At 69.2% G+C, this 16,036-nt stretch carries 19 protein-coding genes; 9 read left to right on the top strand and 10 right to left on the bottom strand.

Translation table 11 applies throughout. The features are described from left to right. Positions 1-3: 3 nt before the first annotated feature. On the bottom strand, positions 4-399 hold the full coding sequence (locus tag BR39_RS0100995) for a hypothetical protein (protein WP_029907167.1): 396 nt from the start codon (positions 397-399) through the stop codon (positions 4-6). 138 nt (positions 400-537) lie between these two features. Between BR39_RS0100995 and BR39_RS0100990 the strand changes: the two genes are divergently transcribed. Together BR39_RS0100990 and BR39_RS0100985 are read left to right on the top strand one after the other, a co-directional pair. Beyond that, the gene (locus BR39_RS0100990) at positions 538-795 is read left to right on the top strand and encodes a hypothetical protein (RefSeq protein WP_156035534.1); all 258 of its coding nucleotides are present in this window, start codon (positions 538-540) and stop codon (positions 793-795) included. Between the two features lie 149 nt (positions 796-944). Then, the gene (locus BR39_RS0100985; RefSeq protein ID WP_029907165.1) at positions 945-1,745 is read left to right on the top strand and encodes an inositol monophosphatase family protein; all 801 of its coding nucleotides are present in this window, start codon (positions 945-947) and stop codon (positions 1,743-1,745) included. A gap of 210 nt (positions 1,746-1,955) precedes the next feature. Here the strand turns inward: BR39_RS0100985 and BR39_RS0100980 are convergent, their stop codons facing one another. After that, on the bottom strand, positions 1,956-2,348 hold the full coding sequence (locus tag BR39_RS0100980) for a hypothetical protein (RefSeq protein WP_035018069.1): 393 nt from the start codon (positions 2,346-2,348) through the stop codon (positions 1,956-1,958). A 228-nt stretch (positions 2,349-2,576) separates the two neighbouring features. Here BR39_RS0100980 and BR39_RS0100975 point away from each other — a divergent pair, with 228 nt between their 5' ends. From BR39_RS0100975 to BR39_RS0100960, 4 genes are all read left to right on the top strand, one after another. After that, positions 2,577-3,047: a chemotaxis protein CheW gene (locus BR39_RS0100975; RefSeq protein ID WP_029907163.1), complete on the top strand. Its 471-nt coding sequence runs from the start codon at positions 2,577-2,579 to the stop codon at positions 3,045-3,047. A 103-nt stretch (positions 3,048-3,150) separates the two neighbouring features. Then, complete coding sequence (locus tag BR39_RS0100970) at positions 3,151-4,269, top strand: Zn-dependent alcohol dehydrogenase (RefSeq protein ID WP_029907162.1); 1,119 nt, start codon at positions 3,151-3,153, stop codon at positions 4,267-4,269. Positions 4,270-4,484: 215 nt separating this feature from the next. Continuing rightward, complete coding sequence (locus tag BR39_RS0100965; protein WP_029907161.1) at positions 4,485-4,892, top strand: GFA family protein; 408 nt, start codon at positions 4,485-4,487, stop codon at positions 4,890-4,892. An 8-nt stretch (positions 4,893-4,900) separates the two neighbouring features. Next, the gene (locus BR39_RS0100960; RefSeq protein WP_029907160.1) at positions 4,901-5,920 is read left to right on the top strand and encodes a beta-eliminating lyase-related protein; all 1,020 of its coding nucleotides are present in this window, start codon (positions 4,901-4,903) and stop codon (positions 5,918-5,920) included. Here BR39_RS0100960 and BR39_RS0100955 read toward each other — a convergent pair. Continuing rightward, entirely contained in the window at positions 5,917-6,819 is a 903-nt protein-coding gene (locus BR39_RS0100955) for a LysR substrate-binding domain-containing protein (protein WP_029907159.1), read from the bottom strand. The two genes, BR39_RS0100960 and BR39_RS0100955, sit on opposite strands and share 4 nt — an antisense overlap. A 115-nt stretch (positions 6,820-6,934) precedes the next feature. Between BR39_RS0100955 and BR39_RS0100950 the strand changes: the two genes are divergently transcribed. After that, positions 6,935-7,690, top strand: coding sequence for an SDR family oxidoreductase (locus tag BR39_RS0100950; protein ID WP_029907158.1), 756 nt, complete (start codon positions 6,935-6,937; stop codon positions 7,688-7,690). 25 nt (positions 7,691-7,715) lie between these two features. On the opposite strand, the gene BR39_RS0100945 is transcribed toward BR39_RS0100950, so the two are convergent. From BR39_RS0100945 to BR39_RS0100925, 5 genes are all read right to left on the bottom strand, one after another. Beyond that, on the bottom strand, positions 7,716-8,150 hold the full coding sequence (locus BR39_RS0100945; protein WP_197026629.1) for a recombinase family protein: 435 nt from the start codon (positions 8,148-8,150) through the stop codon (positions 7,716-7,718). 83 nt (positions 8,151-8,233) lie between these two features. Continuing rightward, the gene (locus BR39_RS0100940) at positions 8,234-10,480 is read right to left on the bottom strand and encodes a bifunctional diguanylate cyclase/phosphodiesterase (RefSeq protein WP_035018054.1); all 2,247 of its coding nucleotides are present in this window, start codon (positions 10,478-10,480) and stop codon (positions 8,234-8,236) included. A gap of 315 nt (positions 10,481-10,795) precedes the next feature. Continuing rightward, positions 10,796-11,773, bottom strand: a complete 978-nt coding sequence (locus BR39_RS0100935; protein ID WP_029907155.1) for a nitronate monooxygenase family protein — start codon at positions 11,771-11,773, stop codon at positions 10,796-10,798. Between the two features lie 77 nt (positions 11,774-11,850). Continuing rightward, the gene (locus BR39_RS0100930) at positions 11,851-12,285 is read right to left on the bottom strand and encodes a carboxymuconolactone decarboxylase family protein (RefSeq protein ID WP_029907154.1); all 435 of its coding nucleotides are present in this window, start codon (positions 12,283-12,285) and stop codon (positions 11,851-11,853) included. Positions 12,286-12,525: 240 nt separating this feature from the next. Then, positions 12,526-13,488, bottom strand: a complete 963-nt coding sequence (locus BR39_RS0100925) for an acetyl-CoA carboxylase carboxyltransferase subunit alpha (protein WP_029907153.1) — start codon at positions 13,486-13,488, stop codon at positions 12,526-12,528. Positions 13,489-13,883: 395 nt separating this feature from the next. Here BR39_RS0100925 and BR39_RS0100920 point away from each other — a divergent pair, with 395 nt between their 5' ends. Beyond that, entirely contained in the window at positions 13,884-14,084 is a 201-nt protein-coding gene (locus tag BR39_RS0100920; protein WP_029907152.1) for a hypothetical protein, read from the top strand. A gap of 69 nt (positions 14,085-14,153) precedes the next feature. Then, the gene (locus BR39_RS0100915) at positions 14,154-14,570 is read left to right on the top strand and encodes an OsmC family protein (protein ID WP_029907151.1); all 417 of its coding nucleotides are present in this window, start codon (positions 14,154-14,156) and stop codon (positions 14,568-14,570) included. Positions 14,571-14,586: 16 nt separating this feature from the next. Here the strand turns inward: BR39_RS0100915 and BR39_RS0100910 are convergent, their stop codons facing one another. Together BR39_RS0100910 and BR39_RS0100905 are read right to left on the bottom strand one after the other, a co-directional pair. After that, complete coding sequence (locus BR39_RS0100910) at positions 14,587-14,955, bottom strand: hypothetical protein (protein WP_156035533.1); 369 nt, start codon at positions 14,953-14,955, stop codon at positions 14,587-14,589. After that, on the bottom strand, positions 14,945-15,994 hold the full coding sequence (locus tag BR39_RS0100905) for a CoA ester lyase (RefSeq protein ID WP_029907149.1): 1,050 nt from the start codon (positions 15,992-15,994) through the stop codon (positions 14,945-14,947). The genes BR39_RS0100910 and BR39_RS0100905 overlap by 11 nt, the downstream gene beginning before the upstream one ends. Between the last annotated feature and the right edge of the window lie 42 nt (positions 15,995-16,036).

Genomic DNA, 16,036 nt, shown 5'->3' with positions numbered 1-16,036 from the left:
GGCTCAGGCCTCCGCCTTGGCGGCGCGTCGCCGGCACGAGCGCACGATCAGGACGCTGAGGATCGCCGGCAGGAACACGCCGGGGAAGTCGCGGGCCAGCAGCGGCCATGGCACGCTGGTCCCGCAGAACGGCATGATGAGGTGGATCACCGCGTGCAGGCACAGGAAGGTCGCCGAGGCCGCCGCCGCGCCCAGGCCTCGCACCGGGTCCTTCAGCGCCCAGCCCATGGCCAGGGCGCAGGCGAGGAAGGCGGCCCCGATGTCGCGCACGAAGTGGTCGTTGAACGCCCCGGTCTCGATCACCCCCGGAACGCGCGGATACCACCAGGCCGGGACCAGCATCATCGTCGCGCCGTTGATCGCCAGGATCGCCGGCAGGATCCATTTCACCCAACGCATCGTCGTGCCCTCCGTTGTTCAGGGACAGGACGAGACAGGCGTCACGGATGTGACACGGCGGCGCGAAAAATCCGCCGACGGTTGTGGAACGGCGTGAAGCTGGTCAAGCTGTCTCGGGCCTCGGGGGAGACGAAAGCCATGCGCGCCAAATGGAAACTCGCCGTCCTGGCCTTTCTGGCGCTGGGCGTGATCTTCTATCTGATCGTCCCGCTCTTCACGGTTCAGGTGACCGTGAAGATGCCGCCTGGAACGGCCGACGCCGCGCCGCAGGACATCAACCGCGTCGCGACCTGGATCGTCATCGGACTGGTCCTGGGGTTCGCCCTGACGGCCCTGGGCACGATCGCCTGGGTGATCGGCCACGTTCTCCGGCGACAACAGCGACCGAACGGCTAGGTCGCGACAAAATCCCCTCGCCTTGCTTTCGGCGGCCCAGGCGACTAGGTATCGCGCCCACTTTCCCGATCTTTCTATCCGCCCGCACGCATATCCCCCGCCGTCACTCCCATGACGCTGCGTAGGGGGACCTTTGAAGGACATCCAGATTGGCCACCGCTTCCGCCCTCCTGAACGTGATGATCGACGCTGCGCGTAAGGCAGCGCGCGGCCTGGCCCGTGACTTCGGCGAAGTCACCGAGCTGCAGGTGTCCAAGAAAGGTCCCGCCGACTTCGTCACCGCCGCCGACCAGAAGGCCGAGCAGGTGATCTTCGAGATCCTGGAGAAGGCCCGCCCCGGCTACGGCTTCCTGGGCGAGGAGCGCGGCCTGGTCGAGGGCACCGACAAGACCCACACCTGGATCGTCGACCCGCTGGACGGCACCACCAACTTCCTGCACGGCATCCCGCACTTCGCGGTCAACATCGCCCTGCAGCGCGAGGGCGAGGTGGTGGCCGGCGTCACCTACAACCCCATCACCAACGACCTGTTCTGGGTCGAGAAGGGCAAGGGCGCGTTCCTGGGCGCCGAGAAGCGCCTGCGCGTCGCGGCTCGCCGTCACCTGGACGAAAGCCTGATCGCCACCGGCATCCCGTTCCTGGGCAAGCCCGGCCACGCCCAGTTCCTGAAGGAGCTGCACCAGATCAGCCAGAAGGTCTCGGGCGTGCGGCGCTTCGGCGCGGCCTCGCTGGACCTGGCCTGGGTGGCCGCCGGCCGCTTCGACGGCTTCTGGGAGCGGAACCTCAAGCCGTGGGACGTGGCCGCCGGCGTGCTGATGGTCACCGAGAGCGGCGGCAAGGTCTCCACGATCGAGGAACACGGCAATCCCGTCGACGGCGCCTCGATCCTGGCGGCCAACCAGGAACTGCACCCGCAGTACCTGGAGCGGCTGCGGGCGGCGCAGGGCTGATCTCCACGCCCACCCCATGGGTGTCATCCGGAAAGCGCGCAGCGCTTGTCCGGGACCCAGGTGAACCGCAAGGCGCCAGCCCAGTCCCCTGGGTCCCGGACAGTCCCTGCGGGGCTTCCGGGATGACAACGATTTGGGGACGGGCCCAGACCTAACAAAAACGCCCCGGGTGCGAACCCGGGGCGTCTTCGTTTCCAGATCGATCAGCCGTTACCGGCACACCGTCCGCGAATAGACCGCGTCGCGATAGGGGTCGTATTCGCGCGTGGTCCAGCAGTCGCGGCCGTAGCCATAGCCGTACGGGCGCGGGGCGTAGCCGCCGTAGTAGCGCGGCGGGGGCGGCGGCGGAGGGGCGTAGCCGTAGCTGTAGCCGCTGCGGTAGTGGTTGTTGCCGTTGCCCGCGATCGCCGCGCCCAGGGCCAGGCCGACGACGCCGGCGGCGATGGCCACCCCCGCGTCGTTGTCGTGGTGGCCATGGCCGTGGCCGTAATAGCCGCCGTGGCGGTAGCCTTGAGCCGAGGCGCCGGTCGCCCCGGCGACCAGGGCCAGGGCGGCGACGCCGGCCGTCGCGCGGCCGATCAGGGTCTTCAGATTGCGGTTCATGACGCTCGTGTCCTCTCTGGAGAGGCGTTCCGACAGGTCCGTCTCCATCTTGGGACCCATCCTCCGCCCCGGCGGCTGAACGCAGGCTGAACGAGGCCGTCAGCTTCGCCGGGCGCCCTCGAGACTCAAATCGTTGAATTCGAGGCGGATTTATTCACCTTTCCGCGTGAAGCTGGGATCAAGACGGCGCCCAGAACGGGCGCAGACAAGCTTGAAGGCGACCCGCCGATGTCCAGGAACGTGGCTTACACGGCCGGCCAGGATCTGCAGATCCTGTCGTTCGAAGTCGGAACCCAGACCTATTGCGTGCCCGTGGGCGCGGTCCGCGAGATCCGCGGCGTCACCCCCGCCACCCCGCTGCCCGACGCTCCGCCCTATGTGCGCGGCGTGATCAACCTGCGCGGCCAGGTCATGCCGGTCATCGACCTCTCCGAACGCCTGGGCAAGGGCGTGGCCGCCGACAGCGCCCGCCAGGTGATCATCGTGGTCGAGCATCACGAAGACGTCGCCGGCCTGCTGGTCGACGCGGTCTGCGACAGCTTCATCGTCCCGGCCGACAGCATCAGCCCGCCCCCGCCGCTGGGCGAGGACGTCGCCTCGACCCTGGTCTCGGCGGTGATCACCACCGAGGCGGCCATGATCGTGCTGCTGGCCGTGGACGCCGTGCTGCCCGAACGCAAGGTCCAGCTGGCGGCCTAGGAGCCACGCGCGCCGAGGCTATTCGAACATTTGTTCGAATAGCCCCTTCCTTCGCCCCCCGCCCTCCCGCTAGGGTCTCCCGCAACAACAAGGGAGATCGCCGATGAAGGCCGCCGTTCTGCGCGAAGTGGGCAAGCCGCTCCAGATCGAGGACGTCTCGATCGGCAAGCCAGGCCCGCGCGAGGTGCTGATCCGCACCAAGGCCGCCGGCGTCTGCCATTCCGACCTGCACTTCGTCGAAGGCTCCTACTCCCACCCGCTGCCCGCCGTGCTGGGCCACGAGAGCGCCGGGATCGTCGAGGCGGTCGGGTCCGAGGTCCGCACGGTCAAGGTCGGCGACCACGTGATCACCTGCCTCAACCCCTATTGCGGCCACTGCGAGGTCTGCCTGACCGGGCACATGAACCTCTGCATCAGCCCCGAGACCAAGCGTGGCAAGGGCGAGGAGCCGCGCCTGTTCCGCGAGGACCTGTCCGGGCCAAATGGCGAAAGAACGGGCGACACCAAGATGGCCCAGTTCCTGAACCTGTCGTCGTTCGCCGAGATGATGCTGGTGCACGAGCATGCGTGCGTGGCCATCCGCAAGGACATGCCGTTCGACCGCGCCGCCCTGATCGGCTGTTCGGTGATGACCGGCGTCGGCTCGGTGGTCCACACCTCCAACGTCCGCCCGGGCGAGACGGTGGCCGTGATCGGCTGCGGCGGCGTCGGCCTGGCCACGATAAACGGGGCGGCCATCGCGGGCGCCGGCCGGATCATCGCCATCGACCGGGTGCCGGCCAAGCTGGAACTGGCCAAGACGTTCGGGGCCACCGACGTGATCGACGCCGGCGCCGTCGACGACGTGGCCAAGGCGGTGGTCGAGCTGACCAGCGGCGGCGTGCAGCACAGCTTCGAGGCCATCGGCCTGAAGGCCACCGCCGAAGCGTCGTTCAAGATGCTGCGCCGGGGCGGCACGGCCAATGTGATCGGCATGATCCCGGTCGGCACCAAGATCGAGCTGCACGGGGTCGACTTCCTGGGCGAGCGCAGGATCCAGGGCAGCTACATGGGCTCCAACCGCTTCCCGGTCGACATGCCGCGCCTGGTCGACGCCTACATGGCCGGAAAGCTGAAGCTGGACGAGCTGATCTCGCGCCGGATCAGGCTGGAGGAGGTCAACTCGGCCTTCGACGAACTGAAGCGCGGGGAGCTGGCGCGGTCGGTGATCGTGTTTGATTGATCCCTTGGGTTGTCATCCCGGAAAGCGCGCAGCGCTTGTCCGGGACCCAGATGAACTGCACCGCATCCGCCCAGTCCCCTGGCTCCCGGACAGCCTCTGCGAGGCTTCCGGGATGACAACCGTTTGGGACTGTGGGGAGCGATAGAGCAAACGACGTTCTTCGTGCACTCTGCCTCCCAACGGCCCGCCGAGGCCGATCAAAGGGAGCGAACACCATGGCCATCCAGGGCGGCTGCCAGTGCGGCGCGATCCGCTACGAGATCACCGGCGACCTGATGGGTTCGGGGGTCTGCCATTGCCGGCAGTGCCAATACTCCACCGGCGGCGGTCCCAACTCGGTGGCCTTGGCCCCGAAGAGCGGCTTCGTCGTCACCAAGGGCCAGCCCAAGCACTACGCCCGCAAGGGCGGCAGCGGCGGCGAGGTGAACCAGGTGTTCTGCGGCGACTGCGGCTCGCCGCTGTGGTCCGAGGGCGTCTTCCCCTTCTACCCGGTCAAGGCGGGCAGCCTGGACGACCCGTCGCTCCTGGAGCCGGCCATCCATCTCTGGACGAGCGAGGCCCAGCCGTGGCATCGGATCGAGCCTGGCCGTCCGGCCTTCCCAGAGAACCCGCCCGCTCCCTGAGGACCTGAATGGCCCGCTACGACTTCGCTTCCGACAACGTCGCCGGCGCCATGCCGGAAGTCATCGAGGCGATCGTCGCCGCCAATGCGGGCACGGCCTCGGGCTACGGAACCGACCATGTCAGCGCGGCGGCCGCCGACCGCATCCGCGCCCTGCTGGACACCGACGCCGAGGTGCGGTTCACCGCCTCGGGCACGGCGGCCAACGCCTTCGCCCTGACCTGCCTGGCCCGTCCGCACGAAGCGGTGCTGGCCCACGAGCACGCCCACATCTGCACCGACGAGACCGGCGCGCCGGGCTTCTTCGGCCAGGGCGTGGGCCTGATCGGCCTGGCCGGCGCCTCGGGCAAGATCGCCCTGCCCGGGCTGGAGCTGGCCCTGAACGAGCCCGACGTCTCGTACCGCCAGCCGGCCGCCGCCCTGTCCCTGACCAACGCCACCGAATACGGCACGGTCTATTCCGCCGACGACCTGGCCGCCCTGATCGCGCCGGTGAAGGCCAAGGGCCACGGCGTGCACCTGGACGGCGCACGCCTGGCCAACGCGGTGGCGGCGGGCTTCGACCTCCGCGCCGTGCCGAAGATCGGCGTCGACATCCTGGTGATCGGCGGCACCAAGGCCGGCTCGACCCCGACCGAGGCCGTGGTGTTCCTGGACAAGGCCTTGGGCAAGCGCCTGGACGCCCGCCTCAAGCACGCGGGCCAGCTGGTCTCGAAGGGCCGGTTCCTGGCCGCCCCGTGGCTGGGCCTGCTGGGCGAAGGCGGGGACGGCGGTCCCTGGGCCGCTCGCGCCGCCCACGCCAACGCCATGGCCCGGAAGCTGGCCGCCCTGATGCCCTTCCCCCTTCGCCACCCGGTCGAAGCCAACGGCCTGTTCGTCGACATGGACGACCAGGCCCTGGAGCGGCTTCGCCAGAAAGGCTGGTTCGTCTATCGCTTCCTGGACGGCACCGCGCGCTTCATGTGCTCCTGGGCCACGACGCCGGAGATGGTCGAGGAACTGGGCGCGGCGCTCGCGCAGATCGCCTAGCCGACCGGCCGGTCGCGGCTGAACACGGCGGCCAGGTGGTCGATCAGCGCCCGCACCGCGGGCGGCAGGCCGCGCCGGGTGGTGAACACAAGGTGGACGATCCCGTCCTGCGACCGCCACTCGGGGAACACCCGCACCAGACGGCCGCTGATCAGGTCGCCCCGGCAGACATGGTCCGGCAGGAAGGCGATCCCGGCGTTGGCGGCGGCGGCGTCGCGCAGGGCCAGGAAGTCGCCGCAGGTCATGCGCGGCTCGTGGCGGACCTCGCGGACTTCGCCGTTCGGGCCGGACAGCTCCCAGACGATCTCGCCTGGCTGGTCGGTGGGGCTCAGGGTGGGTAGGCCGGCGACGTCCTCCACTGACAGGCCGTCGCAGCGCGCCGCCATCTGCGGGCCGGCCACCAGGATGCGGGACGACCGGCCCAGGGTGCGCATGGTCAGGGCCGCGTCGGTCGCCAGGGTGGTGCGCACCCGCAGGGCGACGTCGATCCGCTCGTCGATCAGGTCCACGGCCCGGTCCACCGCGATCACCTGCAGCCGAACCTTCGGGAACCGCGCGAGGAATTGCGGAAAGGTCGCCGACAGGGTCTCGACCAGGCCCGTGGGGCAGCTGAAGCGGATGACGCCGTGCGGCTCGCTCTTGGCCTCGGCGGCGACGGCGTCGGCCTGCTCCACGTCCAGGGCCACTATGCGGCAGCGCTCGTAGAAGGCCTGGCCCACCTCGGTGACCCGGAAGCGGCGCGTGGTGCGCTCGATCAGCCGCACGCCCAGCCGCGCCTCGAGCGCCGCGATCCGCCGGCTCAGGGTGGACTTCGGTTGGCGTAGCGCGCGGCCGGCCGGGGCGAAACCGCCATGGCTCACCACGGCCGCGTAGAGCAGGTAGTCGTTCAGGTCGGGCATGCGATCGTCCCAAATTTGGGACACTAAGTATCACAGAGGCCGACTACTCGTCTCATCGTTCCAGATGCATCTCTCCCGTCACGACGAACGGTTCGTCGACCAAGGAGAGTTTCAGATGAGCGGCAAGTTCGAAAACAAGGTGGTGGTGGTGACCGGCGGCACCAGCGGGATCGGCCTGGAGACCGCCCGCCAGTTCGCGGCCGAAGGGGCCGCGGTGTTCATCGCCGGCCGCCGCCAGGCCGAGCTGGACGCGGCTGTGAAGGCGATCGGCGGCAAGACGGTGGGCGTCCAGGCCGACATGTCGAAGCTGGCCGACATCGACCGGCTGTACGACGCCGTCCAGCAGCGCCACGCCCAGATCGACGCCCTGTTCGCCAACGCCGGCGGCGGCGACATGCTGCCCCTGGGCGCGATCACCGAGGAACACTACGATGACATCTTCGGCCGTAACGTGAAGGGCGTGATCTTCACGGTGCAGAAGGCCCTGCCGCTGCTGCGCGACGGCGCCAGCGTGATCCTGACGGGCTCGACCACGGCCAGCACCGGCACGGCGGCCTTCAGCGTGTACAGCGCCTCGAAGGCGGCGGTGCGCAACCTGGCCCGCAGCTGGACCCTCGACCTCAAGGATCGCGGCATCCGGGTCAATGTCGTCAGCCCCGGCCCGGTCAAGACGCCGGGCCTGGTCGAATTGGCCGGCTCAGACCCCGCCCAGCAGCAGTCCCTGCTGGACCACCTGGCGGGCCAGACGCCGATCGGTCGGGTCGCCGCGCCGAGCGAGATCGCCAAGGCGGTGCTGTTCCTGGCCTCGGACGACTCGGCCTTCATGGCGGGCTCGGAACTGGCCGTGGACGGCGGCCTGGCCCAGGTCTAGCCGGCCGGCGCGGAGGCGGCCCGCTTCAGGCTTCCTCCGCCGCGCCCGTCGCTTCCGATCGCCGCGGCCCTTCCCGCACGATCTTCTCCTCCATGGTCCGCACGGCCCTCCGCTGGTCGTGGAAGGCGGCCAGTTGGGCGCAGGCGGTGAAGAAGCCGCCGGGTGCGCGGGTGTCGATGCCCTCGGCCAGGGTCAGCAGGTGGACGCCGGCCGCCTCGAACCGGGACAGCACCTCCAGCAGGTCGACCAAATGGGCGGCGAAGGCGTGCAGGTTGATCACGACCAGCACGTCGCCGGGCTTCAGCACGGCCAGGGCCTGGTCCAGGCCGGGCTTGTGCACCGCCAGGCCGTAGCAGCGGTCGTGGAACAGCTGGTCGCAGCCGGCCTCGAACAGCCGCTGCGACGACGGCCCGTCGATCACCACGCCCCTGACGGGCGGAACTCTGAGATAGCCGACCATGCGCATGGGCCGGTGTGTGGCGAAGATCGCGGCGGGCGCCTAGGGGGCTTGGCGATCGAAGACGGGGATAACCCCCTCCGGCTTCACTCGCGGCCCTGCCGGCGCGCCGTCGGACTCGGAACCCCCTCATCCTCCCACGCCTGCGGCGCGGGCCCCTCCTTCTCCGCATGGGAGAAAGTTTCCGAAGGTTGGGAGAAGGTGATCACGGGCGCCTTGTCGCCGCCCTTGACGGTGACGCCCAGCATCGCCGCGATCTCGGCCGCCGGCTTGGGCCGGCTGATGAAGTAGCCCTGGATCTCGCCGCAGCCCTGGCGGCGCAGTTCGTCCAGCTGCTCCTCGGACTCCACGCCCTCGGCCGTGGTGGTGATGCCCAGGCTGGCGCCCAGGTCCAGCACGGCCTTGATGATCGCCAGGGCGTCGGCGTCGTCGAGGATATCGCGCACGAAGGTCTGGTCGATCTTGATCTTGTCGAACGGGAAGCTGCGCAGATAGCTCAGCGACGAATAGCCGGTGCCGAAGTCGTCCATCGAGATGCGCACGCCCAGGGCCTTCAGGTCGTGCAGGATCGACATGTTGCCGGCGGTGTCCTGCAGCAGCACCGACTCGGTGATCTCCAGCTCCAGCCGCTCGGCGGCCAGGCCCGAGGCCGCCAGGGCCGAGACCACGGTGGTCACCAGGTGCTTGTCGCGGAACTGGGCGGGCGACAGGTTCACGGCCAGGCGCACGTGCTCGGGCCAGCCGGCCGCCTCGCGGCAGGCCTCGCGCAGAACCCATTCGCCCAGGCTGTTGATCAGGCCGATCTCCTCGGCCAGCGGGATGAAGTCGGCCGGCGAGACCATGCCCCGCACGGGATGGCGCCAGCGCAGCAGGGCCTCGCAGCCCGTCACCCTGTCGGCGCCCAGGTTGAACAGCGGCTGGTAGTGCAGCTCGAACTGGCCCTCGGCCAGGGCCAGGCGCAGGTCCAGCTCCAGGGCCCGGCGGGCCTGCAGGGCCTCGTCCATGGCGCGCTCGAAGAAGTGGAAGGCGCCCTTGCCGTCGGCCTTGGCGCGGTAGAGGGCCATGTCGGCCTTCTTCAGCAGCTCGTCGCTGTCGGACCCGTCGTTGGGCGACACGGCCACCCCGACGCTGCCGCCGATCATCACCTGGTGGCCCTGCAGCTCGAAGGTCTCGGCCAGGGCCTCGACGATGCGGCCGGCCAGGCGGGTGGCGCCGGAGAGGTCGGTCAGGCCGCACTGGACCACCGCGAACTCGTCGCCGCCCAGGCGCGCGACGGTGTCGCCCTCGCGCACGCAGGCCCGCAGGCGCTCGGCGGCGGTCTTCAGCAGGGCGTCGCCGATCGGATGGCCCAGGGTGTCGTTGACGGTCTTGAAGCGGTCCAGGTCGATGCAGTGCACCGCCACCAGGTCCTCGCGCCGCGCGGCGCGCGACAGGGCGGCCGACAGGTCCTTCTGGAACAGCAGGCGGTTGGGAAGGTCCGTGAGCGGATCATAGTGGGCCAGGCGGGCGATCTGGGCCTCGGCCCGCTTGCGCTCGGCGATGTCTTCCGAGACCGCCAGGATGTACTCGGCCGCGCCGTCCGGGCCGGGGATGGCGATCTTCTTGGTGCGCAGCAGGGCCGTGCTTCCGTCCTTGCGCGGCACCAGGTCCTCCTCGATCACCCGCACCTCGCCCGAGGCGGCGACCTCGGCGTCGCGCTGGCGATAGATGGCGGCCTGTTCGGGCGGATAGAAGTCGGCGTCGGTGCGGCCGATCATGTCGGCGCGGGCGTGGCCCAGGATCTTCTCGCCGGCCCGGTTCAGCAGCACGTAGGAATGGTCGTCGGCCCGCTTGACGAACACCATCGAGGGGATGGCCTCGACCACGGCGGTCATGAAGGTGTGGGCGCGTTCCTGATCGGCCTTGGCGGAGGCCAGGGCCTCGACGCCCCGGCGGTTGGTCTCGTTGGCCGCCTGCAGCAGGCCCAGCACCGTGCCGACCCCGATATAGCGCCCGCCGTCGGTGACGATGAAGCCGCGCAGCAGGTCCGAGGCGCGATACGACAGGCTGTCGCTGGTGAAGGCCGCCAGCTCGACATCGGCCTCGACCACCAGCGGGTCGTTGTCCATCAGCACCGAGATCGGCCGCAGGGCGTAGAGGGCGCGGCCGTACTCGGCGGCCATGCGCAGGAAGAAGGCGTTGCGCTCGACCAGGCCGATCGGCCGGTCGTCGGCGTCCAGCACGGGCACGATCAGGGTGTCGGGTTCTTCGCGGAAACGCTCGTACAGCGTCTTGCCCAGGTCGTCGGCCCGGGCCGGCGCCAGCGACGAAACCGTGTCTCGCAACGTGAACATGTAAGACCCCAATTACTCGGGGCCGGATGGACCATTTCTGGCCTAACGACTGGCTAATCCTGGTCCTGAAGCGCTGCTATTTCACGAAAACTTCGCGGTGCTGTCACAGTGTTTGCCGGGGTGTTTACCGTGACTGCCCAAACGCCCTTACCCCACCCAAAACCGTCATCCCGGGCCTTGTGCCCGGGACCCCTTGTTCAGCTCGCACGTGAAGCGCCTTGGCGCGCAGGCGCGCCACACATCCGCACCTGCGGCGGACAGAGGGGTTCCGGGCACAAGGCCCGGAATGACGATTGAAAGGGGGGGCTCGCGAGCCTACCCCACCATCCCGGCCAGCCGTCCCCGGATCAGGTCCTCGGCCTCGCTCATGATCCGGTCGATCAGTTCGCGCACCGTCGGCACGTCGTGGATCAGGCCCTGGACCATGCCGGCCGACCAGACGCCGTGGTCCGTGTCGCCGCTGATCAGCCCTTCGCGGCCGCGCGCGCCCTTCACCAGGTCGGCCACGTCCTCGAACTTCGCCCCGCCGGCCCGCTCGATGGCCACCACCTGCTGGCTGATCGCGTTCTTGGCCACCCGGGCGGTGTTGTGCAGGGTGCGGAAGATCAGGTCGGTCGAGCGCTCGTCGTTGGCGACCATCTGTCGCTTGAAGTTGTCGTGGATCGGCGCCTCCTGGGTGGCGCAGAAGCGGGTGCCCATGTTGACGCCGTCGGCGCCGAGGGCCAGGGCCGCCACCAGGCCGCGCGCGTCGCCGAAGCCGCCCGAGGCGATCATCGGGATCTTCACCTTCTCGGCCGCCACCGGGATCAGGATCAGGCCGGGGATGTCGTCCTCGCCCGGATGGCCGGCGCATTCGAAGCCGTCGATGCTGATGGCGTCCACGCCCATCCGCTCGGCGGAGAGGGCGTGGCGCACGGCGGTGCACTTGTGGATCACCTTCACGCCGTGAGCCTTCAGCTCGTCGACATGCTCCTGCGGCTTGTAGCCGGCGGTCTCGACGATCTTGATCCCCGCCTCGATGATCGCCGCGCGGTATTCGGCGTAGGGCGGCGGCTTGATGGCCGGCAGGATGGTCAGGTTCACGCCGAACGGCTTGTCGGTCAGCTCGCGGGTGCGGGCGATCTCCTTGGAGAGCGCCTCCGGCGTGGGCTGGGTCAGGGCGGTCAGGAAGCCCAGGGCCCCGGCGTTGGCCACGGCGCTGACCAGGGGCGCGGTGCCCACCCACTGCATGCCGCCCTGGGCGATCGGATGCTCGACGCCGAACAGCTCGGTGAAACGGGTCTTGATGGCCACGGACGCCTCTCCCTGGGTTGTTTCCGGGAGTATGGCCGAGTGACGTTGGGGAGGGGCAAGCCCCTCCCCCGATTTGGTTAGTGCACCGACACGCCCAGCCGGTTCCACAGGTTGATCTGGGCGATCACCGCCGTGACGGCGCTGGCCTCGACGTCGGTGTAGTGCTCGCGCAGGGCGGCGCGCAGCGGGGCCAGGTCCTTGTGGGTGGGCAGCTGGGTCAGGGCCTCGGCCCAGGCCAGGGCGGCCTTCTCCTTGGCGGTGAAGTCGCTGACGTGGTCCCAGACCACCAGGCGGTCCAGCCGCTCGTTGGTCTCGCCGTCGTCGCGGGCTTCCTTGGAATGCATCTTCACGCAGAAGGCACAGCCGTTCAGTTGCGAGACGCGCAGCTTGATCAGGTGCAGCAGGTGCTTGTCGACGCCCGAGGCCACCACCGCGTTCTCGGCGGCGATGAAGGCCTTGTAGATCTCGGGGACGTTCAGGTCGTGGCGGAACGGCGCGGTTTCGGCGGTCATGGTCTTTTCCTCTTCTGGGGCCCGTCTCCGGGCTTCGAGGATAAGACGAGATCACGCGGCGAAACGTGACATGGGCCCGCCAGAAATTTTCAGCCCCCCCAAATCCGCTCATCCCGGCGAACGCCGGGGCCCAGATCCAAAGGTTGAACCTGACGGGAAAAAGCGCCGCGCTCGTGGAGTCCGCTTCAGAGCCATTCCATCTGGGTCCGGGCGTTCGCCGGGAAGAGCGGTGATCTGGATTTACTGCAGGCCTTCGCGGCCGATGGCGTAGAAGCGCTCGGCCCGCTGCTTCTTCAGCTCGGCGGGCGACAGGCGCATCAGCGTCTTCAGCTCGTCCTCGACCGCGTCGCCGACGGCTTCGATGGCCGCGGCCGGGTCGGAGTGGGCCCCGCCGGCCGGTTCCTCGACGATGCGGTCGACGATCTTCAGCTGGATCAGGTCCTGGGCGGTGATCTTCATGTTGGTGGCCGCGTCCTTGGCCCGGGCGCCGTCGCGCCACAGGATCGAGGCCGCGCCTTCCGGCGAGATCACCGAATAGATCGAGTGCTCCAGGATCAGCACCTTGTTGGCGCCGGCCAGGGCGATGGCGCCGCCGCTGCCGCCTTCGCCGACGATGGTGGCGACCATCGGGGTCTCCAGCACCAGGCCGCGCTCGGTCGAGCGGGCGATGGCCTCGGCCTGGCCGCGCTCCTCGGCGCCCAGGCCCGGATAGGCGCCGGCGGTGTCGACGAAGGTGATGACCGGCAGGTTGAAGCGTTCGGCCATGTCCATCAGGCGCACGGCCTTGCGGTAGCCCTCGGGGCGGGCCATGCCGAAGTTGTGCTTCAGGCGGGTGGTGGTGTCGTGGCCCTTCTCGTGGCCCATCACGACCACCGGGACGCCGCGGAAGCGGCCCAGGCCGCCGACGATCGCCTGGTCGTCGGCGAACTTGCGGTCGCCGCGCAGCTCGACGAACTCGTCGATCAGGCCGGCCACGTAGTCCTTCAGGTGCGGACGCTCGGGATGGCGGGCGACCATGGTCTTCTGCCAGGCGTCCAGGCCCGCATAGGCTTCCTTGCGAAGCTGCTGGGCGCGGTCGCGCAGGGCTTGGATCTCGCTTTCGAACGCGCCGGGACCGGCCGTCTCGGAAAGTCGGGACAGCTCTTCGATCTTGCTTTCCAGATCGGCGATGGGTCGCTCGAAGTCGAGATAGTGCGCGGCCATGGGTCTCTTAACGTCGCCGTTGCGGAAAGGTGGCGAACCTAGAGCGCGATAACCGAAAACGAAACCGCTTTTGGCGGGTCATGGCCTCGAAATCGCCAAAGCTCGCCTCGGAGGGGACTCAGGCCCGACTCAATGGCGCTCTACGAAGGGTTCGCGAAGCTCGCCCCTGCGACTCGTCGTCGCAGCGACACCGTAGCCCGCCAGGAACCCCTGCGAGTCTCAGGGATTCGTCATCGTGAGAGTCCTGTGGAGAGTCCTGTATTGAAACCTGCGGACCCTGGTTAACCGTCGGATTCTCACCTATATCCCCTTGGTCGGCTCAGAAAACAGCCGACGCCCGCGGCCCCGCCCATCGAATATGGACCCGGTCCCGCCTGATGCGAACGGATGTTCCCATGCAGGTGTTCACCTTCTTCTGTGTCGAGTCGGACGGCTCGGTGCCGCGTTTCGACGTCACCCCTTGCCAGGACGACCAAGCCGCCCGCCGTCGCGCCGAAGCGCTGGTCGGCGTCCATCGCGGCTGCGACACCGTCGAGGTCTGGCGCGGCGCCACGCGCCTGTTCGAAGTGACCTCGCACCACGTGGCCGCGGCCTGATCGTACGAAGCTTCAAGCGCCGCCGTTCGCGCGCGCTATAGTCCGGACTCGCCTCTCGGAGTCCGCCCCATGACCGACGCCCCCGCCCGCCCCTCCGCCATCGCCGACGACAGCGGCCACGGCGGCGTGCAGATCCTAGTCACCGCCGGTCCCGTCCGCTTCACGGGCGACCTGACGCCGGCCGACGGCGGGCTGGATGTCGGTCCCAATCCCCACGACCTGGTCGCCGCCGGCCTGGCGGCCTGCACCACCCAGACCCTGCGGCTCTACGCCAAGCGCAAGGCCTGGCCCCTCGGCGCGGTGCATGTGGAGGTCACCTGGCGGCGCGAGCCGGGCTGGCTGCCGGCCGACGTCTTCTCGCGCGTGATCACCCTGGGCGGCGACCTGGACGAAGCCCAGCGCGCCCGGCTGATGGAGATCGCCGAGGCGTGTCCGATCCACAAGATGCTGGTGGCGGGGTCGAAGGTGGAGACGCGGGTGGGATAGGCCGGGGTTCCGGAGGCTAGTCCTTGATGCTCAGGGGCGGCAGCCGGACATAGCCGGGCGTCGTTCTTCCCCACAGCAGGATCAGGACCGGATAGATCAAGGCCGTGGCGAGGGCCAAGCCGCTGAAGGCGAAGATGATCGCCGTCCAGAGACCGTGCTCGAGGATGGCGCCCGCATCGGTGCGCCAATAGGCCCAGTAGTTGTCGGCGTGCCGCACGATGACGTAGAGCCGGCCATGCAGCAGGAGCTGGGCGAGATTGTAGCCGGTGGGTCCCGCGAACAGCCCGCCGGCGAAGAACAGCGCGAACCATTCGCCGCCTTCGAGCCCGCGCGCATGCAACCGGCGCAACGGACCCTGGCGGGACGCGTCTTGATCAGAATCCATAGAGTCCCGCGTACTCCGCGTCCTTCGCCGCGATCTGGCGCGCGCAATCGACCATGACCTTGGCCTGCTTCCAAGTGGCGTCGTCCTGCATCTTGCCGTCCAGCATGGCCACGCCCGTGCCGTCGGGCATGGCTTCGAGGATGCGCTTGGCGAAGGCCACCTCGTCGGGGGCGGGCGAGAAGACGCGCTTGGCGATCTCGATCTGGCTGGGGTGCAGGCTCCAGGCGCCCGCGCAGCCCATCAGGAAGGCGTTGCGGAACTGCTGCTCGCAGGCGACCGGGTCGTCGATGGCCCCGAACGGGCCGTAGAACGGCTTGATGCCGTGGGCCGCGCAGGCGTCGACCATCTTGGCGAAGGTGTAGTGCCACAGGTCCTGCTGCACCGAGACGCGCGGAGAGCCCTCCGCGTGCGGGTCCTCGATCACGCGGTAGCCGGGATGGCCGCCGCCGACCCGGGTGGTCTTCATGGCGCGGCTGGCGGCCAGGTCGGCCGGGCCCAGGCTGATGCCCTGCATGCGCGGGCTGGCCCCGGCGATCTGTTCGACGTTCATCACCCCCTCGGCGGTCTCGAGGATGGCGTGCAGCAGGATCGGCCGGGTCACCCCGTGCTTGGCCTCCAGCGAGGCCAGCAGCTGGTCCATGTAGAAGATGTCCCACGGTCCCTCGACCTTGGGGACCATGATCACGTCGATGCGGTCGCCGGCCTTCTCGACCAGGGTCGAGACCTCGTCCAGGTGCCAGGGCGAGTTCAGGCAGTTGATCCGCACCCACAGGCCCACCCCCAGCGCCTTGAAGTCGGTCTCGCGGGCCATGGCGATCGCGCCGGCCAGGGCCGCGCCCTTGGCGTCGGCGGGGATGGCGTCCTCCAGATTGGCCAGGATGACGTCGACGGTCGAGGCGATCTCGGGGACCTTGGCGCGGACCTTGTCCAGGTGCGGCGGCACGAAATGGATCATGCGCTCGACCCGGGCCGGCGGCTCGCGCCAGGGCGTGGGCGCGCCGATCGCCAGGGGTTTGAAAAAGCCTCGGGGGGTCTTCATGGCGCGCGCGTCCCTGGTCTCTGCTTATTTCGCAGTTGCGAG

It is taken from the genome of Caulobacter sp. UNC358MFTsu5.1 (genome assembly GCF_000712075.1).
GTDB lineage: Bacteria > Pseudomonadota > Alphaproteobacteria > Caulobacterales > Caulobacteraceae > Caulobacter.
This window is presented reverse-complemented; position numbering and strand designations above follow the sequence as displayed.